The sequence below is a fragment of the Phycisphaera sp. genome, assembly GCA_025916675.1.
In the GTDB taxonomy this organism is placed as follows: domain Bacteria; phylum Planctomycetota; class Phycisphaerae; order Phycisphaerales; family UBA1924; genus JAHCJI01.
The window spans coordinates 1,297,832-1,324,757 of record CP098402.1; the positions used below are offsets into that span (position 1 = coordinate 1,297,832).

Below are 26,926 nucleotides of genomic sequence, written 5' to 3' on the forward strand. Positions count from 1 at the left end.
CTGCACCTTGGCGGCGGAGTGTGTCACCGTTCGGTACGCGGGACAGCGCCAACCGCCACACCACGGGCATTGGTGCTGATCACAGCGCGCAGGCCTGTCGTCTGCGCTATCGGCCACGGCGTGCGCCTCCGAGTGTGGGCGCCATGATCTTCCGACCGCCCGGTCCGGCGGAGACGGGGCGCAGCTTGTCGTGTATCGAATCCAGCCGACAACGAATCGCCGCCACGGCTTCCGAGTAGGTCACCGACATGGCCCAGTCGTCGATGTCCTTGTCGACGCGTTGCCACTCCAGCTTCTCGCGATCCATGTTGTGCTTGGTCGCCACTGGGCGTAGCCGGTTGGCCGTCAGGTGTTCCTCGAGGTCCGCAGGCGGCCGGCAGACGACAGTGATGCGTGAGTCGCTGAGCCGGCTCATGGTGCGATCGACCCATGAGTGCCGGAACAGGTCGTATGCCCAGACGAGCCCCAGCTCGGGCTGTGTTGGGTTGCGCCTCTTCTCTTCAGAACGCAGCCGGAAGGGCATGTCGTCGTTGACCGCCGAGCGCGTGGGGCTGAATCCGAGGGCCACCATCTCGATGCGCCTGCTGGTGGCGGACGAATAGATTGGCCTTCGGCAGGCCTCCAGGACCTGGCCCGTCAGATAGCGGTCATCAATGCCCACGGCCTTGACGCCCATGACTTCGCCATCGGACCGTGCGAAGCTGAGATTGGCCAGCCAGTCGAAGTACGCTGTCCATCCTCGGATTCGCTCCATGGCCACCGCGAGCAGATGCCCTGTCGCGGTCCAGGCTGACGCGGTCGAGTACAGCGTCGGATTGTCCTTGGGGCTCTGGACGTCGGTCCCCACCGTCACGAAGTGCACGCCTTCGGGTGGGGCGGGGAGCACGATCCGGTCGGTGACCGCGATCGCTTCTCGCACCTTGCTGGCGTCCACGACGGCCTCTTTTGGCGCGTACCCCTCGCCACAACGGACGTTCATGGCCGATTGCCGCTCACGCTCATCCGGGGCGTTCTCGACGGCCCGCGCAAGCGACACGACAGAGACGTAGGGATCGCACAGCCCGTGCAGCGCCAGCCCGGTGTAATCCCGGAGCGCGGCCTGCTCCGGCTTCATGTCGGTCCAGACGCGACCTGTTCCGCCTTCTCGGTGATCGTCTGGCCACACCAGCGCCGAGCGTTGCTCGTCGGTAATCGGCTTGCCACAGCGCCCGCAGCGCAGCTCGGCCGACTCGGGCACGGGCTTGCCTCGGTCGCTGTGCTCACGGAAATGGATCAGGGCGTACTTCGGTACGACGACACGCCGGCAGTGCGGGCAATCGAAGACCCAGGCGCCCTTGTCGCTGAAGTCTCGCCAGAGCAGGTGGATGCCACGGCCCTCGAGGGTCGGGTGGCTGAAGGCGCAGAGCTGGGTGTTCACCATCCGGCTGGGCTGGCGGCCAAGAACGAAGTTGAACAGGCCGCCGAACTGGCTGGGGAAGTTGGCCACGCACTGGTCCCACTCGTCGACCATCAGGATGCCGTACGTGCGTGAGCTGACGGCTGCGGCCGAGCCGGCCGCCGAGAAGTCGATCTGTCCGCCCCGATAGGGCCGCTCGAGCATCGTTTGCCGCTGGTCGTCGGCTTTGGCTTCCTCGAACCGCTCGGCCAGCTCGGGGATGTTCTTCACGAGCGGATCCCACCGCTTGGCGACCTGGCTCTGGGTCTCTTCTTTCCGGCTGATCAGGTAGAGGATTGAGACATCCTCGGTGGCCGCGGTGCAGGCGATGATGTTGAACACCGCCAGCGTGATGCCCTTCTGGCTGGGCTTTATGATCACCACCCCCTTTTTCTGGGGGTGGTCGTACATGACGTCGTGCACGGCCTGGAGCCAGGGGTAGTAGCCGCAGTCGTACGGCCCGGGGCGGTCGGCGCCCTGCTGGGAACTCAGGCGGACGTTCGCTTCGGCCCATTCACTCGGGCGCCGGCGCACGCGCGGTGTGATCGCCTTTCGGAACGCCGCCAGGATTGGAGCGTCCTCACGGGTCAGGTAGCTGGTGTCGAGCTCAGCGACCATTTAGCCCGACCTCCGCGCGCCGGACTGCCTCCCCGACCTCGAGCATGCGCTTGTCTTCGCTGTCTCGGATCGTGCCGCGTACGACGCGCACGAACGCCTCCCGCGGCCCAGGCTTGATACCAGCGGCGACCAGGTCGTCGTACAGCCGATCCGAGAGGTCAACGACAGCGGCCTTGGAGCCCGCCGAGACGATGGTGCCGATTTCGACCGCCACGCGAACGGCCTTGTTCCGATCGATGAGTGTCTCGTCACGCTCCGCCTCGAGGTCCAGTCGCCGGAGCATTGCCGCGGCCGTCGCCTCAGCCGACTTGATGGCCGTGGCGACCTGGCTGGCGGCCAGGGAGCCGTCCGAGGTGTTGAGTTCCGATAGCAGACCGGGGATCTTGGCCAGGATCTCGAAGGCGGTCTTGCGCCGGCCTTCGGGCGAGGTATCGACCTGTGGCGTGTCCCCGGGCGGGTCCGGTGGCTCAGGCTTGCCCTTGCCACCCTTCGGCTTGGACTTGCTGGGCTTCGACTTGGAGTCAGCGCCCTGGGTGTTGCGCCCGCGCTTGCCGGACTTGGAGTTGCCAGCCTTAGCCTTCTGATCGCTGGCGCTGAGCAGACCCTTCTGGACGGCCCACGCGCGGACCTCGCCCACGTCGAACCGGATCCGCGTCCCATTTGGGTTGTGACCGTGCGGGGCTCTGCGGTTCTTGACCCACTGCTGCAACACCCTGGGCGTGACGCCCAGTTGCTTGGCCGCTTGCGTGGTTGAGGTCTCGCGGGGCACACAGGGTTACCGCCAGGTGGCTCCCATGGGCGAGATGCCCGTGGCGGTGCCAACGCGCGGCACGCGCAGCAGGTAGCGGACCGGACCGATGTCGTAGATGGTCGCAACGGCGGGCAGGGCGCTGGCCACCGCGATCTCGATTCCAGTCCGGCTCGCCAGCCGGCCGGTGCCACTGGTGGACACCGACTTGGGCACCTTCTCGCCAGAGCGCCCGCCGTCGACGGCCGTGGCGCTGGCCGTCCAGGTCAGCGATCCAATGGGCTCGACCATAACGCGGTTCTTGCCGTCAGCGGCTGTGCTCGCCGGGGTGACGAGATAGAGGTCCTCGATGGCGGTCTCGTCCTCGGCGCCCTCGATGCCGGCGGTCAGCAGCGCGCGGATACCCCGGCTGTTGTTGCCCGCGTTCTCGAAGTCCATGAGCACGGCTTGGGTGTCGAGAGCTGCCTGGAGCGCCTCCACGCTCTCGTACATCGGGGCGACGGTGGGTGCCGATCCGCCAACCGTGATAGCGGATGCGGCGGTTGCGAGATAGGCAATAGTCTGGGCGGAGCTCATTTCTTCGGTTCCTCTGGTGGTGTTCCACGCACCTCTTCGATGGGAATGGTGCTCTCGAGCAGGGCTTGCGTGGTGGTGATGACTTCTTCGGGGATGGCGTAGCCGCCAACACCCACGATCTCACGGCTCTCGTTCCGGATGGGGTACTTCACGACGACCCAGGCCTTGCGTTCCGAGGTTGGATCTCGGGGGTCGCTGGGGACCAGCTCGAGGCATCTCAGGGCCGCACCGGATCGGACGACGAGGGTGTCGTGCTCGACGAACTTGTCGGCGACGTCCTTCGGCCAGACCTGGTGGTCGTCCTTGCCCACATACTCGTGCGGGGTCTTGCCGAAGTGGGCCGTGTAGGCCGGTGACAGCATCTTCATGCGGCCGCCGATGCCCTTCGCCCAGGTGGGGAACTCGAGGTTGTCGAGCTGGGCGTTCGGGATGCCGTTCATCTTCACCGTCTGCACGTCCATGTGCTGTCGGGTGTTCTCGAACTGCTGGGCGGTCTGGGCCTGGAGCTTCCTGATCTGCACGAGCAGGACGACGATCAAGCCGGTCGCGAATGACGACAAGGCGCCAACGATCGCCACGCTCTCCCAGGTTGATGCGTCGGATGGCATAAAGCCCCAGCGCCCGTGTTAACGGGCCCGGGGCTGGGGGTACGACGTTTTCAGAGGATGCGGGCTGGCTTCTTGCCCTGGGCCTCGTCGACGAGGCGGCGAGCGGTGCCACCCTGGTGGATCCGGATCGTGCCGGCGTTGTCCTGGAGGCCCTTCTTGAGCGCGGCGTCCGACTGGGCGGCGATCTCGACGCCCCGGGCGATCTCGCGCCCGGCCTTACGGAGCTGGTACTGCCTGAGCGCCGAGACGAGCAGCGACCCGCCCAGCACCATCGGCAGCCGGTACGGGACCGGCACGAATGGCATCACGAAGCCCAGGGTCTGGCTGACGATGCCGCCGGCCGGATCGGCCTCGATCTCTATCGCGGCTTCGAGTGACCGGGTGGCGACCTCGAGCTGCTGCTCGACCGAGTCCAGCTCGGCCTCGGCCTCTTCGATCTGTTCGGGCGTGGCCGCCGGATCCTCGATCCTGGCCGTCAGGTCGGCTTCTCGGATCGTGAGGTCGGACACAACGGGCTCGAGGACCTGCCGAGACTCTTGGGCCATGTCCTTGGCGCCCTGCTCATCGACGCAGGCGGACGCGAACAAGGCCAGCGCAATGACAGCGAGGCCGACGACGGTGATGATTCGGTTGTGACTCATGGCGCTGCCTTTCGGCAGCTCTGGGCAGGCGCGGAATGATTCCCTGTCGCTTAGCCGAGGTCAAGGAAATCAGGCGGGAGGATCAACGTCCGAAGGCTCGGATGGCTCATCATCCATCCGCTCGCGCTGCTCACCTAGGTACGAGCTGGAGGAACCGCCATCGTCACTGTCGCCTGATCCTGACGCGGCAGCGCCCGCCGCGCCAGCGCCGAGGATGGCAACACCGAGAATTGGCAGCCCGATCGCAATTATAAACAGCGTGGCCAGATTGGCGGCCACGACGGCTACGAAGACCTGGACGGTCATGTGCATCTTGAACGGCTTTCGCCGGATCTTGGCCATACGCCCGTTGAGCTCCTGGAGCTCGGCCAGGATCTGTTGGTCGGTGCTCGGCCCTTGTGTCGGATCCATCGCTTACCCTCTCACTTGTCTTTGTACCGGTGCCAGCTCGTGACGATCCAGTCCTCATCGAAGTAGACGTAGAGGACGTCGCTAATGTAGAGGCTTGGGGTACCGTACTGCCAGGTATATCTGGATCCGAAGCTGCTGCTGCTCTCGCGCGTATCGGTCGGTGGGCCGCGCGAGTAATAGACGGCCGCGGCTGGAGAGCCCGTGCCGAACGCACCTTTGCGGACTTGCGCGTCTACCTGATCATCCCACTCGTAGAGTTCTATCGCACGCTCACGAGCTGCTTGGATGCCCTTCGTGTTCACGGAAAACGGCCCAGGCGCGTAGATCTTCGGAGCAGCCTTCCATAGCTGTTCTTTGTCCAACGTGGCGATCTGGCTTGTTGACGGCGCGCAGGCGCCTGCTAGACCAATGGCAATCAGGAAGCTAACCGCTACGACGCGTTTGATTTCCATTCCCATCTAGTTTTCCCCCGACTTGAGATACAGCCATTTTCTGCCTTACCACAGAGACAGCTGGCACATATCGCTCAACAAGCGTGCCATCGCCGAGCACAATAGCCGGTGCCTTGAGCATGGGTCCTGTATATGGCTCGCCGATAATCGGCTCTTGAACACCAACATCATCCGAGTGTTTGGAGGTCTCGGCCAGCCATTTTGCGTAAGCGACTATGTGTTCAAGGATCGCCTGGCGTCGTCGTCCGCGTGAAGTTTCACAAACCTCGACGATCGACTGTCCAATCCCTTCAAGGGCAGACTGCATCTGCCGCGCAACACTGCCCTCGCTGGGCTCGGTCGATTGAACTGCTTCTTGCTCGGTTTCTTGGCGGAGATACTCAGCCTGGATTCGGTGGATGTCGTGAACGGACACCTTTAGCACCTGCGCGAACTTGCGCAGCTCATGCTTACCAATCGAGATCTCGCCAGATTCCTTTCGAGACAGCGTCGAAGGGGAAATGCCTATTAGCGTGGCGACAGCGTCTTGGCTGAGCTTGCGCGTGGCGCGCAACTCCCTTACTGCCAAGCCCATAGCTCTGTCATCGGGCGATGGTGTCACGAGTGAATTATCGCCGCAGATCACGCAAAAAACGCAACATGTATACCCAATGAGATAAATTTGTGCGTTTTATGCTTGACGTGCGGTTTGTGACCCGATATCTTGGACCGATATGACGCAAGAATCGCAAATATCGGACGCCGACCCGGTTCTCCGGGTCAAGCAGGTGGCTGATCTCCTGGACGTGTCTCCCGACACGGTGCTGCGACGCGCCGCTGACGGATCGTTCGAGGGCGCATACCGGACGCGGAGGGTTGGCGGCCAGTGGCGGATTCCCACGTCCGCCGTACGCACATTCAAGCTGAAGAACTCCCCCCAGCAACCCCAGACCAGCAGCTCTGGGCAGGCACCGCATGGGGACTCCTCCGGGCCCGATCCCCAGGAGGGGGATGCATCGGCAGAGATGCCGGCGGGCTCTTTTGACACCAACGGGGCCGCCGCGGCCCAGGAGGCCTGACATGGGCGTAATCGACCCCAACGCCATCCGCGAACCCGAATCGATCCAACTCGGCCTCGACGCCCGTGATGCCGCCGACGTCGCCGCACGACTCACCCGCGCCGTCTCCGGCGTGGCCACCAGAACGCCAGAGCGCCAGCAACGGCACCGCGAGCAACCCGTGCATGGGAACAGGGGCGGCCGCATTCCGACCCCGGCGTCTTCGTAGGGCGCGAAATCTCGCCCGGCTCCGCGCGGCCGGGTGCCCGAACGGGTTGCTCGCGCGGTCCCGCCTGGGAGCCCAGGCAGTTTGTGGGGTAGAGCAGTTGGTAGCTCGCCTGGCTCATAACCAGGAGGTCCCGGGTTCGAGTCCCGGCCCCGCTATTCCGGCCTCAACGCCGGGAATCACCCCGGCTGAAAGGCCGGGTCTCTTAGAAGCCAGCGTGTCCCGGGGCGAGCGCCTCGGCGCTGGATTTCGGAAGCGAACAGGCAACAGGAGACCAAGACCATGCCAGAGAACACACCAACCATCGGCCGCGTCGTGCACTGCAACCTCGGCAACGTCCAGCCCGTGCATCGGAAGGATCCGTACCCGGCCATCGTCGTCGGCGTGAACCCGGACGGCACGCTCGAGCTCAACGCCCAGTGCGACAAGGCGATCTACGAGGGCCGCGGCCAGACGAACGTCGTGCTGTCGAAGGTTCCTCAGGGCGAGCCGGATGGTGAAGGCCAGCGGTGGTGGTGCCCTCCGCGCGAACCCGCCCTGGGGACCGACGCGCCCCAGGGCGGCGCCAGCGATGTTGGTGCCGATGGCCAGGCGGGCCGCGCCGCCAAGCCGGCCGTTGCCGGCACGACTTCTAAGCCCGTGGCGGCCACAGCAGCCGGTAGCTGATCTACCCCCCCAGAGAAGGGGGTGACGGGAGCCCCCAGCAGGTTTCAGCGCCGATTCGTCGGCACCCGTGACAGCCCGGAGAGACGGGCCACGACCGCGCTTGGTAGCTCCGCCGCTTCGTCACACCACGAAGCACAAGGCGGGTGAGGTTCAATCCCTCAGCGGTCATTGGCGGCGAGAGCTGCCCAGGAGAACGACATGCGTACACCGCTTCGCGTCGGCGAGCGGCAGTCATCAACTGCCAGCTCGGGGTTATCTCACACACTCGCATACGCCGCTGTTGGCGGAGCCTTGGGCGGCGTGGCGCTGCTGCTGTGGCTGGAACTGGGCTGGTGGGTGCTGCTGTTCGTGGCCTGCGTCTTCGCTTCGGCTTCCTTCGCCAAGGTGTTGGCACGCTTTGAGCTCAAGCGGATGACCCGAGAGCTCGAGTACCAGCGTCGCACGCCGTATGAGGCCGGTGTCGGCCAGCAACTGGACGTCGAAGCGTGAGTGCCGGCCGTCTCGAATTCGAGGTGCCCATGCCCCCGACGCGCTCGGAGTACATCGAGCGCCAGCGGGGTAAGTCGAACTTCACGGCCCGGGGAAGGGTGTTCCGACGCGCTGTCAGGCAGGCCGTGCGAGAGCAGGGGCGCCTGACCTTCAAGCCGGTCAGCGTGAGCATTGTCATGCACCAGGCCAAGGGCCCGCGGATCTCGCTTCCCGAGACGCACGCCGTGCTCATGAGCGCCCTGACGAGCTCGACGGCGTTCCTGACCGAGCGCCAGCTCGACCACGTCGAGTACATGCGTGGCGAGGACCGCCCGGAGGGGTGCGTCGTCGTCATCCTGGAGGGCGCCCAATGAAGCGCCGGATCTGCCTGCTGCTGCGGTGGCCGCCCACGGTCAACCACTACTACGTCAACACTGGGCGTGGAAGTAAGGCCCTCTCGGCGAACGTGGTGGCGTTCCGCGCCCACGTGCAGGGGGCGGTCCTCGAGCAAGAGCCGGGCTTCGAGCCACTCGAGGGACCGCTCAACTTCCGCGCCGCGCTTTGGCCGCCCGACCGACGCCGGCGCGACATGGACAACCTGTGGAAGGGCACCTGGGACGCGCTCAAGCACGCCCGGGTGATCGAGGACGACCAGCAGTTCAAGCGCAAGGCCGTGCTCTGGCACGACGAGCCGCGCAGCGGGGGCCAGATGTTGCTCCAGATGTCGGAGAGAGCATGAGCATCATCATCGCCATCGACTTCGACGGCACGCTTTGCGACCACCGATTCCCCGACATCGGGCGTGAGAACCCGGGCGCCTTCGAGTGGCTGCGCAAGTTCCAAGACGCCGGGGCCAGGCTCATGCTCTGGACCATGCGGTCGGACATGATCTCGGACGGCGTGAGCTGCGAGGGCCACCCCGCCGACAAGCCCTACCTCACCGAGGCCGTCGAGTGGTGCCGAGAGCGCGGCATCGAGTTCTGGGGCGTGAACAGCAACGCCGAGCAGGGCTCCTGGACGGCCTCGCCCAAGCAATACGCCCACCTCTATGTCGATGACGCCGCGGCCTGCTGCCCGCTCCGCGAGAACCCCCGCGCCGGCGGCCGGCCCATGCTGGACTGGTCGATCGTCGGCCCATCGGTCATGACCCAGATCGAGATCCGCAAGGCGTTCAAGGTGTCGCCATGACCGGCCTCATCATTGACAACTTCGCGGGCGCTGGAGGCGCGAGCGTGGGCATCGAGGCCGCCATGGGCCGGCCCGTCGACTACGCCATCAACCACGATCCTGAGGCGATCGAGACGCACGCGGTCAATCATCCGGGCACCGAGCACCTGGTCGAGAACGTGTTCGCGGTGGATCCCGCAAAGCTGTGCGCGGGGCGGCCGGTCGACCTGGCGTGGTTCAGCCCCGACTGCACGCACCACAGCCGCGCCAAGGGCGGCAAGCCGCGCGACAACACGCGGCGCGGGCTGGCGTGGGTCGTGATCGACTGGGCGAGGGCCGTGCGGCCGGCGGTGATCATGCTCGAGAACGTGCCCGAGTTCCAGGAGTGGGGTCCGCTCGATGGCGACGGGCGGCCGTGCCAGGAGCGCAAGGGCGACACGTTCCGATCGTGGACCGGCAAGCTGCGCGAGCTGGGCTACGACGTGCAGTGGCGCGAGCTGGTCGCGGCCGATTACGGCACGCCCACGATCCGCAAGCGGATGTTCCTGGTGGCGCGGTGCGATGGCGAGCCGATCGTGTGGCCCGAGCCCACGCACGCGCCGCGCGAGAAGTGCGAGGCGCTGGGGCTCAAGCCCTGGCGGGCGGCGGCCGAGTGCATCGACTGGAGCCTCCCGTGCCCGTCGATCTTCCTGACCAAGAACGAGGCGAGGGCGTGGGGCGAGGCCCACGGCGTGCCGGCGCCCAAGCGGCCGCTGGCCGACGCGACGATGGCCCGCATCGCGCGGGGCGTGCAGAAGTACGTTGTCGAGGGTGATCCGTTCATCGTGTCGGTCGCGCACGGCGAGGTCTCGCCCAGCGGCGTGAAGCGATGGGGCAACGGTACGAAGGATCTGGCTGACCCGCTCAACACCGTGCTGTCCGGCGGCGGAAGCCACGCGGTCGTCGCCCCGAGCCTTGTGCAGACCGGCTACGGCGAGCGTGCGGGCCAAGCCCCGCGGTCGCTCGACATCGCCCGGCCGCTGGGCGTGGTGCCCGCGGGCGGGTGCAAGCACGCCCTGGTGGCGGCGTTCCTGGCCAAGCACTTCGGCGGGGTCGTCGGCCAGATCGTCGATCGGCCCGCGTCGACGGTGACGGCGACCGACCACCACGCGCTCGTGACGAGTTTGCTTGACAAATCGGACCAAAACCGGCGTTATGGTTGCACCACCCAGGCATGTCAAATCGCCGCCTTCCTGACCAAATACCACGGCACGGGCGGGCAGCACGCGGCGTGCGGCGATCCGATGCACTGCGTGACGTGCGCCGACCGCATGGCCCTGGTGACGGTGGCCGGCCAGGTCTACGCCATCGCCGACCTGTGCATGCGGATGCTCCAGCCGCACGAGCTGCTCCGAGCCCAATTCGGCCGGTTCGCCGAGGGGTACGAGCTCATCGGTTCCAAGCGGCGCCAGGTGGCTGGCATCGGAAACAGCGTGTGTCCTGAGGTTGCCGAGGCGCTCGTGCGCGCAAACGTGCGGGCGGGAACACCGACTCGAGATCGAAAGGTGGTGGCGGCGTGAACCACCGTGAAGAGATCAAGGCCAAGATCGAGATCGTTCGGAGCATCGTGCTGGAGCACTTCGGCGTGTCTGAGGCCGAGTTTTGCGGCAGAGGGCGCCACAAGTGGGTGGTCCGCGCCCGCGAGGCCTTTGTGATCGTGGCGTACCGCCACACCCGTGGCAGTTGGCCCGACGTCGCCCGTGCCATGAAGCCTGATGGTGCGCAGTACAACCACTCGACAGCCCTGACGGCCGCCAGGCGGGCCGAGCCGAAGCTCCAGACAGATCCCACGTTCGCCGAAGAGATCGAGATCCTGGAGTGGAAGATCCAGGCCGTCCAGCCGCCGGAGATGTACCGGCCGGCTCAGCTCCGCATCGACCGTGCCCCAGCGCCCGCATCGGGCCCCTACCGCGTCGAGGGCCAGGGCAACCCGATCGCGGTGGAAGGCGGTGCGTCATGACGGGGTGGTCCGAAACACGCGCCGGCGCCGCGGCGTTCCAGGACACGCCGCTGCCGTTGGACGCCGAGGATGCGCCGCCGGCCGGCGGGATCACCAGGCCTGTGCCGTGGTTCGGAGCCAAAGCCAAGATGGGCCCGAAATACATCGTGCCCGAGATGGGCGAGCACCGCAACTACATCGAGCCGTTCTGCGGTTCCTGCGCCGTGCTGTTCGCCAAGCCTCAGGTGGCCTACGAGACGGTCAACGACCTCCACGGCGACCTGACCCACCTGCTCCGCTGCCTCCAGGATGAGGCCACGGCGCTGTGGCTCTACGGCCAGCTCGCCCGAACCTGCATGGCTGAGGGAATCTTGCTTGACGCCCGTGCGATCGTGGCTTCTGGGCCACCGCCGGCTATGGGCGAGCCCATCGACCGATTCCGCGCCGCGGCCTACCTCACCCAGTCGTGGATGATGCGGAACGGGATGGCCGGCACGGACATGCGCAAGTGCGGCGAGAAGCCCGGCCCGGAGATCTCCCTGCGGTTCAACATCTCCGGCGGCTCGCCAACCGTCCGCTGGGTGTCGATGGTCGAGAGCATCCCGGCCTGGCACCTTCGCCTCCGAAGCGTCATGGTGCTCCAGCGTGACGCCTTCAAGATCATCGACCAACTCGATGACGAGGAAGGGCTGGTGCTGTACCTCGATCCGCCGTATCTACCCGACACGCGGAGCGGGCTCAAGGGGCCCGGCACGCGGGCGGCCTACCTGCACGAGTTCGAGGCCAGCGGCGCCGGGATCTTCGGCAATATCGACGACCACACCCGCCTCGCTGACGCACTCTGCCGATTCAAGCACGCACGGGTGATTGTCAGCTACTACGCCCACCCACGCCTTGCCGAGCTCTACCCGGGCTGGACGGTGAAGGACTGCGCGCAGAACAAGAACATGAGCAACTGCACCGGCCGCGGCGAGCGCGACTCCAAGTCGCCCGAGGTCCTGCTCATCAACGGGCCCAGCTACACCGAGGGCGCCGCATGAGCAGCAAGGCCCCCGGCATCTTCATCCAGATCAAGACCACGGTCCTGACAGACGACAAGCTCGCGGCTGTTGGGCCTGAGGCGGCGTGGATGTACGTCAAGGGCCTCTGCTGGTCGAAGGAACACCTGACCGATGGCGAGGTCCGCCGCGGCGCCCTGGCCATCCTGGGGGCCGGCATCAGCGATCCAGAGGCCGCCGCGCAACGCCTCGTCGACGAAAAGCTCTGGACCGTCACCGAGAACGGCTGGACCGTGGGTGCCGAGCGTTGGGCCCGGCACCAGGAGACCAAGGCCCAGGTCGACGCCCGCCGAGAGGCCGATCGAGAGCGCAAGAAGGCCGGCAAGAAGACCTCGAAGAAGGTGTCCAAGAAGCCCGCGAAGACGCCCACAAAGAAGACGTCGGGAGCCTTGGAGGATTCCAGCCGGAATCCAACTGGAAGCCCTGGGGAATCCGTTTTGAGTCGGGGAGGAATCCAGCATACAGAGTCAGAGTCAGAGTCAGACACAGAGGCAGAGACAGAATCAACACCACCACGCGCGAGCGAACCCGATCCGGCTGCGCCGGTTGGTGGCGGTGGTGGTGATGCGCAATTCGTGGGAGACTTCGCCATCGCGCTCAAGGCCCTGAAGGGTCTTCGGGTCAACGGAGCCGAGGCCCTGGCCCGCCAGGCGGGCAGCGAGCGTGTCGTGCTGTACGCGGTCCAGCAGGCCAAGTCGCCGGGCGTGAAGAGGCCGCACGCCCTGGCCGCCAAGCTCATCCGCGAGGGTGAGCAGCCGCCCGAGGGGTGGCGTTCGCACGCCGAGCTCGAGGCCCACCGCCTGGAACGCAACCGCCTGGCCGGAGAGCAGCAGGCCGCCGAAGTCGCCCGGCGAAAGCGCGAGTACGAACGCGACCTGGCCGAGCTCGCCCTGATCCGGGATCACCAGGACGTCGCCCAGGCGACCGCCGAAAAGTTCGCCAAGGGCAAGGGGTTCACGCCCGGCGCCCTGCGGAAGAAGCCCAAAAACGAGTGGGCCAGGTCCAAGCTCTGCCGCGCCGAGGTCCTGGAGGCGATCGAGCAGCAGACGGGCAACACCGTCGAGAACACCCCGCGCGGGAGGGAGTCAGCGTGAAACCGATCCGAACCGTCACTTCATGGCTCGCCTGCGCGCTCTACGCCATCGGCTGGGGGTTCATGTGGGCCGCCCAGGCACTCGACGAGTCCACGGAGGTGCGCCCATGAAGGTCGACCTCACCATCAACAAGTCCCGCGGCGTCCATCGCACCGAGATCGAGTGGGCCGACTACTCGGCCAACCCCATCCGGGCCCGCGACCGCGTCACGGGCGAGGTCGGCTGGGCCTGCCGCAAGGTCAGTGCCGGCTGCGCGAACTGCTACGCCGAGGCACTCAACAAGCGGTTCGGAACTAAACACCCCTACACCGCCGCGGGGCTGGGCCAGGTCGAGCAGGTGCTCGACGAGGGCGTGCTCCGCAAGCTGCTGACCATGCGGCCGCGGGGCCCGTTCAAGAACGGCCGCGAGCGCCCGGCGGTGTTCCTGGGCGACATGATGGACCTGTTCTATGGCGACGAGGCCGATGAGCGGGCCGCCAAGGCCGCTGGCGTGCCCTTCGCACCCATCCCGTTCGAGATGCTCGACCCGATATTCGCCGTCATCGCGCTGCGCACGGACATGGACATCCTGGTCCTGACTAAGCGTCCGGGTCGGATGCGCGAATATCTCGAAAGCCGGAAGCCGACGAAATCAGACCGCTCGGTACCGCCGGAATGGCTTTCTCAGATGAACGATTGGCGTGACCCGAAGTCTGGCAACTGGTCCACGCTCTCTTCGAGAGCGGTTCCTCAACCTAACCGAATCCAGTTCCCGCTAGCCAACTTCTGGGGCGGCACGAGCGTCGAGAGCGACGAAGTGATCGATCGCGTCGATGAGGTGCGTCGGTGCCCGCTGGCGGTCCGGTTCCTGAGTTGCGAGCCGCTGATCGGACCCCTCACTCTCCGGCGAGTCCCCATTGCCAGCGACCGAACGCTGGACTCATTGACGGGCACGCTCAGGACGCTCCACGTGGTCGAGGGGCGTGACTACGGCATCGACTGGGTCATCGTCGGCGGCGAGAGCGGCCGCGGCGCCCGGCCGTGCGATCTGGCCTGGATCCGCGGCGTGGTCGAGCAGTGCCGCGAGGCGAAGGTGCCCTGCTTCGTGAAGCAGCTCGGCTCCAACCCGTTGGCCACACTCGCCGAGACAGGCACGGACGAAACCGACGACGACAACGTCGAGCGGCTGGAGCTGGACGACCCAAAGGGCGGCGACCCGGCCGAATGGCCCGAGGACCTACGCGTCCGCAAGATGCCGGGGGGTGGCCAGTGAAAGAGCACCCGATCCTGTTCAAGCCCGAGATGGTCCGCGCCCTGCTCAACACCAGGCCGGACGGCTCGGCGATCGACTCGTCGCTGCCGACGAAGACGCAGACGCGGCGGGTGGTGAAGCCACAGCCGAGCGGCGTGAACCACCGGCTTGGCCGAATCGTTGAGGGCGGACCCTCTCGGCTGCGAGACAAGCACTGCCTGTTCTTCACGATCGCCAGCGGCGACTTCGAGATGACCGATGGCACCCCATGCCCCTACGGCCAGCCCTCCGACCGACTCTACGTCCGCGAGCAGTGGGCCCCGGACGGCGACGGATTCATCTACCGCGCTGACGTGGCCCCGGACGACTCCGGCGAGCGTGACGGCTGGTGGCTCGGCGAGCGGTTCGTCGGCCCGGTCCGGTGGAAGCCCTCGATCCACATGCCGAAGGACGCCCGTCGCCTCTGGCTCGACGTGAAGGCGCTGCGCGTGGAGCGGGTCCAGGACATCAGCGACGCCGACTCCCGTGCCGAGGGCATCCCGCCTGAGTGCAGGATCCGGCCGCGGGCGTGGTTCGGTATGACCTGGGATGGCATCAACGCCAGGCGTGGCCACCCCTGGGCCAACAACGACTGGGTTTGGGTCTACACGTTCGAGCGTGCGGAGGCCGCGTCATGAAGACCCAGATCATTATCGAACGCATGGAGGCCCAGGCCGCCGAGCGCCGGCATGACCAGCTCTGCCGCGCCGCCGCCGAGGCCGCGGGCTGGGGCGGCGTGACCAAGCAGCGCCTCTGCGGACTCCTGGCGTGCGGCATGGTCGAGGCCGGCAAGATCCTCGACGAGCTGATCCGGCTGGACATCTGTGACGTGCGCTTCGACGCCGAGGACCGATCTCGCGTCGATTGGTACCCAGTCAATAACGAGTTTCTGGAGATGTGCCGAGAGCGTGCCCACCCGGGCCCGTTCGGAGGCGATCACCTCATCGAAGTCATCAAGCGCGTGCTGAGCACGCAGGAGTAGGACCATGAGCATCCAATTTGGCGGTGACGGCTTTGACCGCCTCCAAGACACAAATACGGCTTTGGGTTCGGTCGCGGGTGCCAGCGGCATGGCTTACCGAACCATGTTCATTCTGGGTGCTGGCACTGCTCCGGCCAGCGACAGCAAGATCCTCGATGACGGCTCCGACAGTCGACTCGAGCTAACCCGACTGGCCTCGAGCGACAACTTCCAGTTCCGCATCACGACCGACAACGGATCTTCACTCACGAACGTCGGCAGCGGTTTCGCAATCCCCCGCGACGAGTGGGTGGACATCTACCTCCGCGTGACCAATGGCGTCCAGACCGTCTACATGTGGCGAGAGTCCACGGACACGGTCACGGTCGTCGACAGTGACACCCTCGCATTCGCCGGCACACCGAGCGATAGCACGGCCTGGCGATTCGGCTGCACCGACTCCGGCGTCCACAACCTCAAGGCTTACGGCTTCACCATGTGGAAGCAGGCCAACGACGCAACGGCCGTGCAGAACATGCTCGCCAACCGGCACAGCTCTGCCCGTGACCTGCCAACGGGCATCTCGTGGAACGTGCCGCTCAATCAGACATCCGGCACCGTCACCGATGGCGACACTGGCCTGGCCGATACCAGTGGCAACTTCTACCACTTCACCGTCTCTGGGACAATCGCGCCGCTGTGGGACCCCGCGGACCCAGAACTCGACTCGGACGTGCTCAAGAACGTCACGAGCATCACCGTTCCATCTGCGGGAACGACCGCCACCGCCGTGTGGGATACCGGCGAGACGCTCGGAACCGTAAACGACACCACGGATTGGACGGCCAAGGGCTATCTGTCTTGTGGTGATGACGGCAGGTACGATTGGCTCTACGCCGATCCCGCCGGTGCAGACAGCATCGCCGAAGTCTCGGGCGAAGTCACCGGGACATGGCCGCTGGGCGGCCGTGTACTCACAGGCGAGACCCTGAGCCTCACGGTCCAAGAGCGAGCCCTGTGGGCCGACGACAGCGTGCCCGCGTACCGAAACGCGGCCCAGACCGCCCTGACGGCGGGGACCACCAACAGCAGTACGCAGACGCTCGGCAACAACCTGACCCGCTTCATGGGTGCCCCGATCGTGGCCTCGGCGACCCCGCACAACCGGCCAGTCGCCAGCGGTTCGACACCCGTCAACGTCATGGTCATGGACGAGTGGAGTGGTGTGCAGGCCGTGCGGTTCTCGTGGTTCGCCGCCGATGGCACCACGCCCAAGTCCGTGCCCTTCACGCCGCACGGCGGCATCGCCTCGACCGCCACCACCCACACGATGAGTGCCAGCGCCTGGGTCCAGCCCCTGGCCTACATGGGATCGGCCGAATATGGCGAGTTCTGGGGCGGTGTGCTGGACGTGTCAGGTGAGAGCGACGGCACCCAGATCAAGTGGAAGTTCGAGGTCCAGGACCACTGGGGTGTCTGGCACTCCGCGTGCAGTGATGGCACGGCTTGGCCGCAGAAGTCGATTCTGGTCCACACCGACCCCCTGATCATCCACCTGAGCAACAGTGGCAACGACACGACCGGCGACGGCTCTATCGGCAACCCATATGCCACGCTCCAGGCCTCTGCTCTGGTCACGGCCATTCGCGGCGCTACCAAGCCGGTCGAGGTCCACCACGCGGCCGGCACGTACACGATTGGTACGGCGGACTTCCGGCCCGGTGGCACGGGCACCGCCCACGCGCACTTGATCACACTGCGCCCGGCCGATGGGCTGGGCGCCAGCGACGTCACGTACAACAACGTCGGGCTGTCGTCCAGTGCCCTGCGGCGGGGCAACTTCAACCTAAGCAACATCACGTTCGACATGTCCAGCACCATCTACGGATGGGTGACGACCGGATCGGACGAAGACGACGAGCGTTGTTGCCAGGAGGGCGTCGTCTACACGGACGGCGGGGCGGCGAAGGGTGTGGGTGAGCGCGGGCTCGGGATCGATGGCGACGACCTATGGGCGGTGTCGGTTGTCCAGACGGGCAAGTTCCGAGGATTCGCAATCAACAGCTTCGACGACGGCAGCGGTGATCGGGCTGTTCGAGACGTGATCGTCTGGGACTACGAGATGACAAATTCCGGCACGTTCATTCAGGGCGTCACGGACGGTGGCCTGTTCGGCAGGTGCTATTGCCACGGCAACGCGCAGGATGCCACCTATCCCGGAGACCAGCACTTTGATTGGCTCCACTTCACTACGCCGATTTCGACCGTCTCCCTTCGCCGCACGATCATGTACGCCAACATTGCTGAAGACAACGGCGATCCGATCGGTGGCGACAGCGGCTATGCATACAACATGGTTCTGGTGAACTGCGACCAGGTGGACTTCGGCGTGGCCTTCAACATCCGCAACGACGCGGACGACCAGCCGGGAATCCAGCTCGAGAGCGAAACCAACAACGTCCAGGTCGCGTTCAACGTCGAGCGGTCATCGGTCGCGATGATCCGAAACGACGCGGTAGCGGACGACGAGGTTGGGCGCCGCTTCCTGTTGCAAAACAACCTGGTCGGAACGGTGGGCAGTTTCCGCGACAAGCTGGACGGGATGCCCGAGCGGGTCATGGGCGGAAATGTGATTCTCGACGATGGATCGTACAACGACGAGGCCGAACTGGACGGCTCGCTGTTGGCGCCCGGTAGCGACCCGGTCGACTGGGGTCTCACCGACTTCGCCGGCAAGGACTACACGCCCCTGGCGGATGGCAACGCGGCGACCGTGACGACCAGGCCGACCAATTTCCGTTTCGACCTGTCTGGCAATTCGATCAATCAGGCGAGCCCGGCATTCGCTGGGGCGTACGCCGGTGAGGCAGAATCGCTGCCAGGCGATTCGCCTGATGACCCGCGCCAGCCAGGGATCCACCGGCCACTCCGCGCCAACCGCGGCCGTGAGGAGCGCGTGCGGGCATGACCCAGGAGAAGGATCGAGAGTACGATGGAGAGGATCTGCTTCTGGAGCCGTGGGAGGCCGCGAAGGCCCTTCGGGTCAGCACCAGCCAGCTCGAGAAGTGGACCAGCAACGATCTGGTGCCTTCGGTCAAGCTGGGACGGCTCCGGCGGTACTCACCAGACATACTCAAGGCATGGATCGCCAACGGTTGCCCGATGGAGTCGCAGGAGAGCGACGAAGTCGGGGGAGAGTGATGCCATGGCCAGCCTGACCCAATCCAAGAAGACCCAAGCCTGGCGCGTCTTGTTTGTCGACGATCGAGGCAGGCGCCGGACCGTGTACCTGGGCAAGATGGACGCGGGCACCGCGCGCACGGTCTTTGGGCACGTCGACCACCTCTGCACCGCGGCCGTGACCGGCACACCGCCCCATAGGGGGACGATGATCTGGCTCTCCCAGTTGAGCAACAAGCTCCACGGCCGGATCGCCGCGGCTGGGCTGGTGGAGCCGCGCGAGCCAGAGTCTCAAACGACGGTGGGGGATCTGGTCGATCGTTTCGCCAACGCGGCAAACGTCAGCGAGGTCACCCTGGACAGCTACCGGCAGACAACCGGGAGCCTGATCGGGTTCTTCGGGGCCGACACCGAGATCTCGGCTCTGACGGCCGAGGATGCCGCCCTGTGGTGCAGGGCACTGGCCGACGACGGCTACGCCAAGGCCACCCAGTCGAAGCGCACCAAGGTCGCCAAGCGGGTGTTCCAACAGGCCGAAGACTGGGGGCTCATCGAGGCCAGCCCCTTCGCAGACATCCGGCCGGGAACGCAGAGAAACCCCGACCGGACCGAGTACGTCCCGATCGAGCACATCGAGCGCGTCATCGACCAGTGCCCTGACGCTTCGTGGCGGGCCAAGATCGGGCTGTGCCGGTACGCGGCCCTGCGGTGCCCATCGGAGCTCCACAGGCTGACATGGGCCGACGTCGACCTCGTGAACCGACGCCTCACCGTTCGGCCCGCGAAGACCCGCAATTACGAGAGGGGGCAGATCCGGCTTGTCCCGATCATGCCCAGGCTGGCCGAGATGCTTGAGGATCTCTACGAAGTCGCCGAGCCGGGCCAGGACCAGCTCTTTCCCGGCATGACCTCGAAGACGAACATCGCCACGACGGTGGCCAAGCTGGTGGTCCGCGGCGGGCTCAAGCCCTGGCCCAGGTTATTGCAGAACCTCCGGGCGAGCTGTGCCATCGACTGGCACACCGATTACCCCGAGAAGGATGCCTCGGCTTGGGTCGGGCACAGCCCGCTGGTGGCCTGGCTGCACTACCTGAAGCCCCGAGACGAGAACTTCCGGAAGGCCACCGGATTACCGAGCGCGCAGATTCCTACGCAGCAGGCGACCGCCACCGACCGTCAGCGACCACACGGACACCCGGGCGAACCGCGTTCATGGGGCCGTAGAGGGCCCCTTACGGTCGCCGGTGGTCGGGGTTCGTCAGTAGAAGTAGGCCCGGAGGGACTCGAACCCTCACCCCCCTTCCGGGGAAGCGGATTTTAAGTCCGCCGCGTCTGCCAATTCCGCCACAGGCCCGTGATCGTCCATCCTACGCGAACGATCGGGTGGGCCTGCTCAATTCGCGCCATCGATCAGTGCTTGCAGCCGCACGGTCGTCTTGTCCACCTGCGTCCGGCTGATCGAGTGCGGCAGCCCCGGGTACTTCTCGAGTTCAACTTCGGCGCTCATCGCCGTGAGCACCTCGGCCGTCTGCTCGACGCGCGGCCAGGGGATGAACGGGTCCGCATCCCCGCACGAGAGCTCGACGGGCGTCCCCTCCAGATCCCCCTGCGGCTCGAACGCATGGTCGAGGCCACCGATCAGGCCGCCGCTGTAGCCCACGATCAGACCGTACCGGCGGGGATACCGAAAAGCGTGGTCGCTGGCCAGGCACGCGCCCTGCGAGAACCCGCCAAGAACGCATCGCTCCGGCGGGAAGCCCTCTTCCGCCAGCAGGCCCAGCAACGCCTCGATCAACGCGTGCGCGCTCTCCACCGCCGCGGCGTTCGCCTCCAGGGGCGAGGTGAAGAGCTGCGGGTACCACGAATCGTCGGCGGCACCCGGAGCGAGGTAGCACACCCCGGGCAGGTCGTACGCCTCGGCCACCGAGATGATGTCGTGCGGCCCCGCCCCGCGACCATGCAGCAGGATCATCACGATCTTCGCATCGGCAACCGCCGCCCCGGCGTGCAGGATCCGCTGCCCCCCGTGCGGCGGCGGGCATTGGGACGTATCAAACTCCGTCGCCACTCGCACGTCCATGCGTTACTTCCCACCGCCATCAAGAGGCAGCAGGTGCGCCTCGATCTCATCCCGCCGCGGCTCGTGCTGTGGCGGCAAGACCAGCGACGTGCCCAACGCATCCATCGGCTCGTCCGCCGTGAACCCCGGCCCATCGGTCGCGACCTCGAAGATCACCCGCCCGGGCACGCGGAAGTAGATCGAGTGGAAGTACACGCGATCGATCACCGGCGTCGCGGCGGTGTTCGCGGCGGCGAGCCGATCCGCAACCCGAAGCTGCGCCGCGTCGTCGGGCACACGCCAGGCGACGTGGTGCACCGTGCCGGCTCCCATCGGCTGCTGCTCGGCCCCGGGGTCGTCGATCAGTTCAAGCCGCCGCCCGGGTCCGCCGTCGAGCAGTGTGAACAACTGCCGATCGTCCTCGCGTTCGCCAGCCTCAAACCCAAGAGCCTCGACGAGAAACTCTCCGGTCGCCTCGGCACTCGGCACGCGCAGCGTGACGGTGTCCACCGTTCGGATCGCATTCTCTGCGGAAACACCATCGCCCTCCCACGGCGTGCCAACACCACCGACATCGCCCTCGACGATGCCGAGTTCCATGCCATCGGGGTCGGCGAAGCTCAGGCGTGGTCGTCCGAAGTGGATGCTGGGTGTCGCTTCGATATCCAGCTCGCGCAGGCGATCGGACCAAAAACCCATCGAGCCGTCGGGCACGGCCAGCAGTGTCCGGCGGATCTCGCCGGTGCCGTGGCTGGCCTTCGCGGCGTGGGGGTGGGGGAAGTGGGTCAGCACGCTGCCGGGCGAGCCGGCGGCGTCGGCGTAGTAGAGGTGGTAGGTCAGCGGGTCGTCGTGGTTGACGGTGCGCTTGATGAAACGCAGGCCCAGCACGCGGTTATAAAAATCCAGGTTGCCGGCCGGCGATTTGGCCAGCGCGGTGACGTGGTGGACGCCGGTGATGATCGGATCGGGCATGCACGAACCCTAGCGGGGCAGGCCGGCGATCGCCTGGGCCATCTCGTGGGCGGCCTTGGCGCGGTGGCTGATGGCGTTCTTCTCATCGGCGGCCATCTCCGCGCTCGTGCGCGCGTGGCCCGGAGCCACCAGAAACAGTGGGTCGTAGCCGAAGCCGCTCTCGCCCCGGGGCTCGGTGCCGATGCGGCCCTCGAACGTACCCCGGCTGGTGGCCAGGATCTCACCATCGGGATTGGCCAGCACCATGACGCACACGAACCGCGCCGTGCGCTGTTCCGCCGGGACACCGGCAAGCTCGCGCAGCAGCCGCTCGTTGTTGGCCGCGTCGCGCTGCGCCCGTGGCCGACCATCCTCGTTGCCATCGGTGCTGTAATGGCTCGAGATCACCCCCGGCGCCCCGCCCAGCGCATCGACCTCGAGCCCCGAGTCGTCGGCCAGGCACACGGTGCCGGTCTGCTTCGCGTAGCTGATGGCCTTGATGGTCGCGTTGGCCTCGAAGGTGTTGCCGGTTTCTTCGGGCTCGGTTGTGGGGGTGGCGAGGTCGGCCAGGCCCACGACCCCGATGCCCAGCCCGGCGAAGATGGGCCGCAACTCGGCGACCTTGCCGGGGTTGCCGGTGGCGATGGTGACCACTCCGTAGGGGCCCACTCCGTGGGGGGGTACTCCGTGGTGGGGTGCTCCATCGTGGTGGGGGTGCGGTGGTGTGGTGATGGGGGGCCTTGGCGTGGGCTTAGGGGTGGGGGGCATCCAACAAGAGGATACCGCCCACCCCCAAGCCCGCGTGCGCGGGAACGCATCCTCCCGAGCCGCGAGCGTGAGCTCGCGGCCCCACCGTGCGCGCCGATCGCCAGCCCTCGCGCGAGCCCCGCCCGCCCCCTCGCGCCGATCGCCGGGCCTCGGGCGAGGGCCCGCGGCCGCGCCATGCCGATTGCCAGCCCGTGCGCGCGGGCCGGCACTCCCGTCGCGCGGACCGCCAGTTCTCTCGCGCGGCCCGCCAAGACTCGCGCGAGGGCTGCCAATACCCTCGCGCCGATTGCCAGCCCTCGCGCGAGTCCTGGCAATCTGAGGCGCACGTCCTGCGCTCGGGGCCTCCCGGCGCTCCCTCCAGGGCGGCTAACTCGAACATTGACCAGAAAAAATCTTCGTGCCCTGTTTGGAGCGGGGTTGTCCGGGGTTTTCGGCGGCTCTCGGACGGGCCACTCCGTGGCGGGGCATTCCATGCGGGGTGGGTCCGATTCGACCGCGATGCCCCTCTTACCGAGCCGGTGGCGTGAGCCCCCGGCCCACTCCGTGGGGGGTGGCCCGCTCCCCCGCCCCCGGCGGGGGAGCTGTCCCGGCCCTGCCGGGGCTGAGGGGGGGCCGGCGTGCCACGGCTCGCCCGTCTCCGGCAAGCCGTGCCCCGCGCGGCACATGGCCCTCCAAACGAGCCACCGGCGTGAGCCGGCGGACAGGCATCGCGGCGGCCCTCCAAGTTAGCTCCGGACCCGGATCGCGGCTGCCCGAGGGTTCGACCCGGATCTGGAGGCGGTCCGGTGGCATCGGGGGAGGGTGTTTTGGGGCGGCCTGACGGCCGGAGGGCACAACAATCAATCTTGAAATACAGGGTGAACACGTATGCCCAGCGAGCAATCCATCAATTGCAGCATGTCCGACGCTGAGGCCATCAGCTTCGCCTACGCAATGACCGGCCCGATTGTCTGCTCCTCGATCTCTTCGGGAACACGACGAGGTTGCCAAAGACTCCGTAGCCTCACTGCAATTTTATAACTTGCCCGATTTTAGTCCACCGCCATCTTCCGGTAGGACGTTGTACCCATTGCTGGGACCATTGATCCCATACTTGCGTCATCTCATCCTGTCGCATCGTGATGGCGCCATCGTGCATGACTGCCCACTGGCGATCTCTGGTACGATAAGTCCAACTTACGTTTGGCATCAAAGGTGCCTCAGCCCAACCAATATGTAGGTATCGACCAGTAAACGTCTCGACGGCAATGATCTTCCCGGTATTGGTCACCATCCTCGCGATGCCGGGGGGATCATCAGGGAAGACGCACTGGGCAACATACAATTCGGGTGCTGGCTGGAGGGCTCGAGCTGGCTCTCCATGCCCGAATTCTTGATGGACAACAACAGGCTGTTGCGTCTGGGCCCCCAACTGTGCAAAGCCAGAATGTGACCGATGTACATGACCCTCTTTCTCCCCATTCAGAGCAGTCGATACGCGGTCCCCAAACGCTTCGGCTGGGCGCTCGATGGATGCTCCGGCGTGTCGAATGTATTCATATGCAAACATCTCCACACCCATGTCATGATACTGCTGAACGTGGAGTACCTCGTGTGCCCACCAGTATGGACTCTCATCGAAGCTCGGAGGGGAAGTTGGGAAGACAATGATATCATCCACAACGACCGCCTTGTGTTGGTCAAAGAACTTATGACCTTTGCCGATGAAGTTTGGCAACGTAATCTCAACAGTCCCCACGGCATATTGAGCCCGATTGAGCACATGGGATGGTAGATAAGGGCGCAGTCCATCTTTTACGTCTTCAGGAAGAGGCTGTGCCCTTGGGGCGTGTTGATTACGTGCTGCTCGAATAGCCGCCGCAAGTGGGGCGGCTGTTACTTGCAGTGGATTTTGACCACGCAGACTGCCTGACACCGCCCCTCCTGTAGAACGAAATAGCTCGTTAGAGATGCGATGCTGGAGAGTTCCAATATCAACAATGAACCGTACCTCGTCGCTTCCTGATTCGTTCGCGAGTTTCGCCGCAGCTTCAAGTAACACATCTTGTGGAGCGGTCGCATATCGTGTTACATGATCCGTTGTCCGTGACGCGGAGTTGCCAAGTCGTCGAAACGGTTGATAGATTTGGCTGGAGTTCATGCTCCCAGACGCCGCACGTCCCGCATTGATGATCGTGCGAGCAGGAGCGGTTGTCACCCGAAGACCAGTCTCAAGCACATCCCCAGTAGTTTTCTTGACATCATCAAGTAGTTTATCGAATGGACCTGAGGCTAAAGTAGGGCTTGTAATCTGCAGAACCGCCGTGATCGTCAATACGATTCCTACTAGTGATCTACGCATGGGCAATCTCCTTAAGTTATTGTCGATAGATCAACTGTAGCCCGAACGGACTATTCCAGAAATCGGTCTGGCGGTTCAGGTACTGGCTGAGCAAGAGGGGTGTCGGCCCGACGGCTGGCACTGACCGAGGAGTTTGCACTGGATTTCGTAGGGTGTTCGGTGATGGCCTCACTACCTGCATCGGGCGTTCGCCATTAGCGCCGACCTACACGTCATGCTTGTCCTTGGCCTATTTTGGCTCCATGCCACGCTACCGCCGCGACGACGAGGGGATCGACTGGGAAGAGATGTTCCAGCTCTTCCGCCACGCCCCGTGGTGGGTCGGGCCCGCCTTCGCGGCGGGCGTGCTCGTCCTGTTCTTCGGCGTGATCCCGCTCCTGATCACCGCCATCGGCACCACGAGCGAGATGGCCGGGCCGATGGCCAAGCTGATCCGGTCGGTCGTGCCCATGATCGGGGCCGTCTTCGCGATGGGCATCCTGATCGTCTGGGGCTTCGCGATGGTGGCCAAGCCGTTCGACCGCAAACGCCTGGACCGGCAGCGCGGGCCCGAGACCATCGACAATCTGACCTGGCAGCAGTTCGAGCTGCTGCTGGCAGAGGCGATGCGGCGGCGCGGGTACGCGGTGGAACGCTCCGGTGGGCACGGCCCCGATGGCGGGGTTGATCTGCGACTGGACAGGCACGGCGAAAAGACCCTTGTGCAGTGCAAGCACTGGAAGGCCACGCGCGTGGGCGTGGGCCCGGTGCGCGAGCTGCGCGGCGTGGTGGCTGCCGAAGGGGCGCAGCGCGGGATGCTCGTCGCCTCGGGCAGCTTTACGAGCGAAGCGCGCACGTTCGCCGCGGCGTCGGGCGTGGAACTCATTGACGGCAAGACGCTGTGGCCGATGATCCGCGCGGTGCAGAAGGTACCAGCGTCCGACGCTCCGTCCGTGCCGACGGCACCGGCCGTTGGAGCCGTGCCAGCGTGCCCGCGCTGTGGGGCGGCGATGGAGCGTCGCGTCGCAAGGCGTGGGCCCAACACGGGCAAGGCGTTCTTCGGGTGTTCGAGTTATCCGCAATGCAAGGCGACGCTGGCCATCGCGGAATCGTCGTAGCCCGTCCCACGTGTCACCACGTGGGCTCGTTGCACACGCCCCCCTCCGACCTCGGAAGACCTCGGCCACCTCCCCCGCTGGGAGCGGGGGAGGGAAGTAAGAGTGCCCCCCACGGAGTGGGCCCCCCGTCCACGTCCCGAAACCCCGCCACGGAGTGGCCCAGGCCGTACAACCGGACTTTTTCGGCGGCGACATCCCCTCGGCGCTGGTTGTTCTCCAGATGTTTCCCGATGACCCCGAAAGCGGCTCGCACGTGGGGCCGCACAGGGGTGGGAAGGTGGATCGCCGCCGGACGCCCGGGACCGCAACAAGGGCAGGGAGCACCATGTCGACCATCGAACAAACGCAGCAAGGCACGCTCGACTTCTTCAACCAGCGCATCGCCGCGTGGACGGCCAGCGCGACCGAGCTCACCCTCACCGCCGAAGACACCGCGGCGCTCGCGGCCCTGCTGGCCGACGCCGAGACCAAATTCGACGAAGCCAAAGAAGGCTGGAACGAGTACCGGGCCAAGGTCGATGCGCAGGACGAGGCCATCGGCGCCCTGTACGAGTTCGGCTCGCTGCTGGTCCAGCAGATCCGCGTGGCCGCCAAGAAGGACGGCACCAACCAGCTCTACCAGCTCGCCCAGATCGACCCGCCCAAGCCGGCGACGCCGCGCACCGAGGCGCCCATCCCCACCGACCTGCGGACCACGAACACCACCAGCGGCGACATCGAGCTGAGCTTCAAGGGCTCCAAGGCCGGCGGCGCGGTCTTCGAGGTCCAGCGTCAGCTGCGCGAGGTGGGCCAGCAGCCGGGGGCCTGGGGCTACGTGGCCACCATCGGCGAGAAGCGGTACGTCGATACCGCCGTGCCCAGCGGGCTGGCGCAGATCAGCTACCGCGTGCGGACGCAGCTGACCACCGGCGTGCTCAGCCAGTGGAGCTACCCGGCGCCGTTCTACTTCGGCAACGGCCAGCAGTCGGAGGCCACCGGTGCCCAGCAGGCCACCGCGGAGAGCGACGGCGGCGAGACGCTGACCATCGAGGACGCCCAGGCGCTCAAGGACGCCCAGACGGCCAAGGGCAGCGCCAAGGCCGGCTGAGCCGGCGCTCACCAGGATCGGACTCCATT

Annotated in this window: 31 protein-coding genes and 2 tRNA genes; 19 read left to right on the forward strand and 14 right to left on the reverse strand. The window is 66.0% G+C overall.

From position 1 onward, the window contains the following. Positions 1 to 106 precede the first annotated feature (106 nt). The 8 genes from NCW75_05590 to NCW75_05625 form a co-directional block, all read right to left on the reverse strand. Entirely contained in the window at positions 107 to 2,053 is a 1,947-nt protein-coding gene (locus tag NCW75_05590; GenBank protein UYV13756.1) for a phage terminase large subunit family protein, read from the reverse strand. Beyond that, positions 2,043 to 2,822 carry a helix-turn-helix domain-containing protein gene (locus NCW75_05595; GenBank protein ID UYV13757.1) on the reverse strand — a complete coding sequence of 260 codons (780 nt, stop codon included), beginning with the start codon at positions 2,820 to 2,822 and terminating at the stop codon, positions 2,043 to 2,045. Before NCW75_05595 ends, NCW75_05590 begins: the two co-directional genes overlap by 11 nt. A gap of 6 nt (positions 2,823 to 2,828) precedes the next feature. After that, on the reverse strand, positions 2,829 to 3,377 hold the full coding sequence (locus NCW75_05600; GenBank protein ID UYV13758.1) for a hypothetical protein: 549 nt from the start codon (positions 3,375 to 3,377) through the stop codon (positions 2,829 to 2,831). Further along, positions 3,374 to 3,985 (reverse strand): PAS domain-containing protein, encoded by a 612-nt coding sequence (locus NCW75_05605; GenBank protein ID UYV13759.1) that lies wholly within the window; start codon positions 3,983 to 3,985, stop codon positions 3,374 to 3,376. Before NCW75_05605 ends, NCW75_05600 begins: the two co-directional genes overlap by 4 nt. Positions 3,986 to 4,035: 50 nt before the next feature. Beyond that, on the reverse strand, positions 4,036 to 4,626 hold the full coding sequence (locus NCW75_05610) for a hypothetical protein (protein UYV13760.1): 591 nt from the start codon (positions 4,624 to 4,626) through the stop codon (positions 4,036 to 4,038). Positions 4,627 to 4,695: 69 nt separating this feature from the next. Beyond that, positions 4,696 to 5,037 (reverse strand): hypothetical protein, encoded by a 342-nt coding sequence (locus NCW75_05615; protein ID UYV13761.1) that lies wholly within the window; start codon positions 5,035 to 5,037, stop codon positions 4,696 to 4,698. An 11-nt stretch (positions 5,038 to 5,048) separates the two neighbouring features. Next, positions 5,049 to 5,489: a hypothetical protein gene (locus NCW75_05620; GenBank protein UYV13762.1), complete on the reverse strand. Its 441-nt coding sequence runs from the start codon at positions 5,487 to 5,489 to the stop codon at positions 5,049 to 5,051. Further along, entirely contained in the window at positions 5,461 to 6,090 is a 630-nt protein-coding gene (locus NCW75_05625) for a helix-turn-helix transcriptional regulator (protein ID UYV13763.1), read from the reverse strand. The genes NCW75_05620 and NCW75_05625 overlap by 29 nt, the downstream gene beginning before the upstream one ends. A gap of 112 nt (positions 6,091 to 6,202) precedes the next feature. Here NCW75_05625 and NCW75_05630 point away from each other — a divergent pair, with 112 nt between their 5' ends. From NCW75_05630 to NCW75_05710, 17 genes are all read left to right on the forward strand, one after another. Next, a complete protein-coding gene (locus NCW75_05630; protein ID UYV13764.1) occupies positions 6,203 to 6,547 on the forward strand; it encodes a helix-turn-helix domain-containing protein in 345 nt (114 codons plus the stop codon). Position 6,548: 1 nt separating this feature from the next. Beyond that, entirely contained in the window at positions 6,549 to 6,755 is a 207-nt protein-coding gene (locus NCW75_05635) for a hypothetical protein (GenBank protein UYV13765.1), read from the forward strand. A gap of 82 nt (positions 6,756 to 6,837) precedes the next feature. Further along, positions 6,838 to 6,910, forward strand: a tRNA-Met gene (locus NCW75_05640). A 124-nt stretch (positions 6,911 to 7,034) separates the two neighbouring features. After that, on the forward strand, positions 7,035 to 7,418 hold the full coding sequence (locus tag NCW75_05645) for a hypothetical protein (protein ID UYV13766.1): 384 nt from the start codon (positions 7,035 to 7,037) through the stop codon (positions 7,416 to 7,418). Between the two features lie 198 nt (positions 7,419 to 7,616). Continuing rightward, positions 7,617 to 7,907, forward strand: a complete 291-nt coding sequence (locus NCW75_05650; GenBank protein UYV13767.1) for a hypothetical protein — start codon at positions 7,617 to 7,619, stop codon at positions 7,905 to 7,907. Then, complete coding sequence (locus tag NCW75_05655; GenBank protein ID UYV13768.1) at positions 7,904 to 8,260, forward strand: hypothetical protein; 357 nt, start codon at positions 7,904 to 7,906, stop codon at positions 8,258 to 8,260. The genes NCW75_05650 and NCW75_05655 overlap by 4 nt, the downstream gene beginning before the upstream one ends. After that, on the forward strand, positions 8,257 to 8,625 hold the full coding sequence (locus tag NCW75_05660; GenBank protein ID UYV13769.1) for a RusA family crossover junction endodeoxyribonuclease: 369 nt from the start codon (positions 8,257 to 8,259) through the stop codon (positions 8,623 to 8,625). The genes NCW75_05655 and NCW75_05660 overlap by 4 nt, the downstream gene beginning before the upstream one ends. Beyond that, the gene (locus NCW75_05665; GenBank protein ID UYV13770.1) at positions 8,622 to 9,074 is read left to right on the forward strand and encodes a hypothetical protein; all 453 of its coding nucleotides are present in this window, start codon (positions 8,622 to 8,624) and stop codon (positions 9,072 to 9,074) included. Before NCW75_05660 ends, NCW75_05665 begins: the two co-directional genes overlap by 4 nt. Then, the gene (locus tag NCW75_05670) at positions 9,071 to 10,612 is read left to right on the forward strand and encodes a DNA cytosine methyltransferase (protein UYV13771.1); all 1,542 of its coding nucleotides are present in this window, start codon (positions 9,071 to 9,073) and stop codon (positions 10,610 to 10,612) included. The genes NCW75_05665 and NCW75_05670 overlap by 4 nt, the downstream gene beginning before the upstream one ends. Next, positions 10,609 to 11,052, forward strand: coding sequence for a hypothetical protein (locus NCW75_05675; protein ID UYV13772.1), 444 nt, complete (start codon positions 10,609 to 10,611; stop codon positions 11,050 to 11,052). Before NCW75_05670 ends, NCW75_05675 begins: the two co-directional genes overlap by 4 nt. Further along, positions 11,049 to 12,071 carry a DNA adenine methylase gene (locus tag NCW75_05680; protein UYV13773.1) on the forward strand — a complete coding sequence of 341 codons (1,023 nt, stop codon included), beginning with the start codon at positions 11,049 to 11,051 and terminating at the stop codon, positions 12,069 to 12,071. The genes NCW75_05675 and NCW75_05680 overlap by 4 nt, the downstream gene beginning before the upstream one ends. Beyond that, on the forward strand, positions 12,068 to 13,183 hold the full coding sequence (locus NCW75_05685; GenBank protein UYV13774.1) for a hypothetical protein: 1,116 nt from the start codon (positions 12,068 to 12,070) through the stop codon (positions 13,181 to 13,183). Before NCW75_05680 ends, NCW75_05685 begins: the two co-directional genes overlap by 4 nt. A gap of 106 nt (positions 13,184 to 13,289) precedes the next feature. Further along, positions 13,290 to 14,435 (forward strand): phage Gp37/Gp68 family protein, encoded by a 1,146-nt coding sequence (locus NCW75_05690; GenBank protein ID UYV13775.1) that lies wholly within the window; start codon positions 13,290 to 13,292, stop codon positions 14,433 to 14,435. Then, positions 14,432 to 15,091: a hypothetical protein gene (locus NCW75_05695; GenBank protein UYV13776.1), complete on the forward strand. Its 660-nt coding sequence runs from the start codon at positions 14,432 to 14,434 to the stop codon at positions 15,089 to 15,091. The genes NCW75_05690 and NCW75_05695 overlap by 4 nt, the downstream gene beginning before the upstream one ends. Beyond that, positions 15,088 to 15,435, forward strand: a complete 348-nt coding sequence (locus NCW75_05700) for a hypothetical protein (GenBank protein UYV13777.1) — start codon at positions 15,088 to 15,090, stop codon at positions 15,433 to 15,435. The genes NCW75_05695 and NCW75_05700 overlap by 4 nt, the downstream gene beginning before the upstream one ends. 4 nt (positions 15,436 to 15,439) lie before the next feature. Further along, complete coding sequence (locus NCW75_05705; protein ID UYV13778.1) at positions 15,440 to 18,382, forward strand: hypothetical protein; 2,943 nt, start codon at positions 15,440 to 15,442, stop codon at positions 18,380 to 18,382. Continuing rightward, positions 18,379 to 18,615, forward strand: coding sequence for a helix-turn-helix domain-containing protein (locus tag NCW75_05710; protein UYV13779.1), 237 nt, complete (start codon positions 18,379 to 18,381; stop codon positions 18,613 to 18,615). Before NCW75_05705 ends, NCW75_05710 begins: the two co-directional genes overlap by 4 nt. Positions 18,616 to 19,455: 840 nt before the next feature. Here NCW75_05710 and NCW75_05715 read toward each other — a convergent pair. The 6 genes from NCW75_05715 to NCW75_05740 form a co-directional block, all read right to left on the reverse strand. Continuing rightward, on the reverse strand, positions 19,456 to 19,605 hold the full coding sequence (locus NCW75_05715) for a hypothetical protein (protein UYV13780.1): 150 nt from the start codon (positions 19,603 to 19,605) through the stop codon (positions 19,456 to 19,458). A 257-nt stretch (positions 19,606 to 19,862) separates the two neighbouring features. Further along, positions 19,863 to 19,948: transfer RNA gene (locus NCW75_05720), tRNA-Leu, on the reverse strand. A gap of 39 nt (positions 19,949 to 19,987) precedes the next feature. Continuing rightward, positions 19,988 to 20,674 carry a dienelactone hydrolase family protein gene (locus NCW75_05725; protein UYV13781.1) on the reverse strand — a complete coding sequence of 229 codons (687 nt, stop codon included), beginning with the start codon at positions 20,672 to 20,674 and terminating at the stop codon, positions 19,988 to 19,990. Between the two features lie 3 nt (positions 20,675 to 20,677). Then, positions 20,678 to 21,625: a ring-cleaving dioxygenase gene (locus NCW75_05730; protein ID UYV13782.1), complete on the reverse strand. Its 948-nt coding sequence runs from the start codon at positions 21,623 to 21,625 to the stop codon at positions 20,678 to 20,680. A gap of 9 nt (positions 21,626 to 21,634) precedes the next feature. Beyond that, on the reverse strand, positions 21,635 to 22,273 hold the full coding sequence (gene rdgB, locus NCW75_05735) for an RdgB/HAM1 family non-canonical purine NTP pyrophosphatase (GenBank protein UYV13783.1): 639 nt from the start codon (positions 22,271 to 22,273) through the stop codon (positions 21,635 to 21,637). A 1,102-nt stretch (positions 22,274 to 23,375) separates the two neighbouring features. After that, complete coding sequence (locus NCW75_05740; protein ID UYV13784.1) at positions 23,376 to 24,713, reverse strand: hypothetical protein; 1,338 nt, start codon at positions 24,711 to 24,713, stop codon at positions 23,376 to 23,378. Positions 24,714 to 24,955: 242 nt separating this feature from the next. Between NCW75_05740 and NCW75_05745 the strand changes: the two genes are divergently transcribed. Both NCW75_05745 and NCW75_05750 read left to right on the forward strand, forming a co-directional pair. Next, positions 24,956 to 25,810, forward strand: coding sequence for a restriction endonuclease (locus NCW75_05745; GenBank protein ID UYV13785.1), 855 nt, complete (start codon positions 24,956 to 24,958; stop codon positions 25,808 to 25,810). A 325-nt stretch (positions 25,811 to 26,135) separates the two neighbouring features. Beyond that, on the forward strand, positions 26,136 to 26,897 hold the full coding sequence (locus NCW75_05750) for a hypothetical protein (GenBank protein ID UYV13786.1): 762 nt from the start codon (positions 26,136 to 26,138) through the stop codon (positions 26,895 to 26,897). Positions 26,898 to 26,926: the final 29 nt, after the last annotated feature.

What these genes read in the sequence shown, in the direction of transcription:
- NCW75_05715 (UYV13780.1), bottom strand. Translation starts at nt 19,605, where the DNA reads ATGGCACAGCTCGCCCGGAGGTTCTGCAATAACCTGGGCCAGGGCTTG.
- NCW75_05705 (UYV13778.1), top strand. Translation starts at nt 15,440, where the DNA reads ATGAGCATCCAATTTGGCGGTGACGGCTTTGACCGCCTCCAAGACACA.
- NCW75_05650 (UYV13767.1), top strand. Translation starts at nt 7,617, where the DNA reads ATGCGTACACCGCTTCGCGTCGGCGAGCGGCAGTCATCAACTGCCAGC.
- NCW75_05745 (UYV13785.1), top strand. Translation starts at nt 24,956, where the DNA reads ATGCCACGCTACCGCCGCGACGACGAGGGGATCGACTGGGAAGAGATG.
- NCW75_05620 (UYV13762.1), bottom strand. Translation starts at nt 5,489, where the DNA reads ATGGAAATCAAACGCGTCGTAGCGGTTAGCTTCCTGATTGCCATTGGT.
- NCW75_05690 (UYV13775.1), top strand. Translation starts at nt 13,290, where the DNA reads ATGAAGGTCGACCTCACCATCAACAAGTCCCGCGGCGTCCATCGCACC.
- NCW75_05600 (UYV13758.1), bottom strand. Translation starts at nt 3,377, where the DNA reads ATGAGCTCCGCCCAGACTATTGCCTATCTCGCAACCGCCGCATCCGCT.
- NCW75_05730 (UYV13782.1), bottom strand. Translation starts at nt 21,625, where the DNA reads ATGCCCGATCCGATCATCACCGGCGTCCACCACGTCACCGCGCTGGCC.
- NCW75_05645 (UYV13766.1), top strand. Translation starts at nt 7,035, where the DNA reads ATGCCAGAGAACACACCAACCATCGGCCGCGTCGTGCACTGCAACCTC.
- NCW75_05635 (UYV13765.1), top strand. Translation starts at nt 6,549, where the DNA reads ATGGGCGTAATCGACCCCAACGCCATCCGCGAACCCGAATCGATCCAA.
- NCW75_05610 (UYV13760.1), bottom strand. Translation starts at nt 4,626, where the DNA reads ATGAGTCACAACCGAATCATCACCGTCGTCGGCCTCGCTGTCATTGCG.
- NCW75_05615 (UYV13761.1), bottom strand. Translation starts at nt 5,037, where the DNA reads ATGGATCCGACACAAGGGCCGAGCACCGACCAACAGATCCTGGCCGAG.
- NCW75_05630 (UYV13764.1), top strand. Translation starts at nt 6,203, where the DNA reads ATGACGCAAGAATCGCAAATATCGGACGCCGACCCGGTTCTCCGGGTC.
- NCW75_05660 (UYV13769.1), top strand. Translation starts at nt 8,257, where the DNA reads ATGAAGCGCCGGATCTGCCTGCTGCTGCGGTGGCCGCCCACGGTCAAC.
- NCW75_05605 (UYV13759.1), bottom strand. Translation starts at nt 3,985, where the DNA reads ATGCCATCCGACGCATCAACCTGGGAGAGCGTGGCGATCGTTGGCGCC.
- NCW75_05680 (UYV13773.1), top strand. Translation starts at nt 11,049, where the DNA reads ATGACGGGGTGGTCCGAAACACGCGCCGGCGCCGCGGCGTTCCAGGAC.
- NCW75_05750 (UYV13786.1), top strand. Translation starts at nt 26,136, where the DNA reads ATGTCGACCATCGAACAAACGCAGCAAGGCACGCTCGACTTCTTCAAC.
- NCW75_05700 (UYV13777.1), top strand. Translation starts at nt 15,088, where the DNA reads ATGAAGACCCAGATCATTATCGAACGCATGGAGGCCCAGGCCGCCGAG.
- NCW75_05665 (UYV13770.1), top strand. Translation starts at nt 8,622, where the DNA reads ATGAGCATCATCATCGCCATCGACTTCGACGGCACGCTTTGCGACCAC.
- NCW75_05670 (UYV13771.1), top strand. Translation starts at nt 9,071, where the DNA reads ATGACCGGCCTCATCATTGACAACTTCGCGGGCGCTGGAGGCGCGAGC.
- NCW75_05710 (UYV13779.1), top strand. Translation starts at nt 18,379, where the DNA reads ATGACCCAGGAGAAGGATCGAGAGTACGATGGAGAGGATCTGCTTCTG.
- NCW75_05740 (UYV13784.1), bottom strand. Translation starts at nt 24,713, where the DNA reads ATGCGTAGATCACTAGTAGGAATCGTATTGACGATCACGGCGGTTCTG.
- NCW75_05685 (UYV13774.1), top strand. Translation starts at nt 12,068, where the DNA reads ATGAGCAGCAAGGCCCCCGGCATCTTCATCCAGATCAAGACCACGGTC.
- NCW75_05725 (UYV13781.1), bottom strand. Translation starts at nt 20,674, where the DNA reads ATGGACGTGCGAGTGGCGACGGAGTTTGATACGTCCCAATGCCCGCCG.
- NCW75_05590 (UYV13756.1), bottom strand. Translation starts at nt 2,053, where the DNA reads ATGGTCGCTGAGCTCGACACCAGCTACCTGACCCGTGAGGACGCTCCA.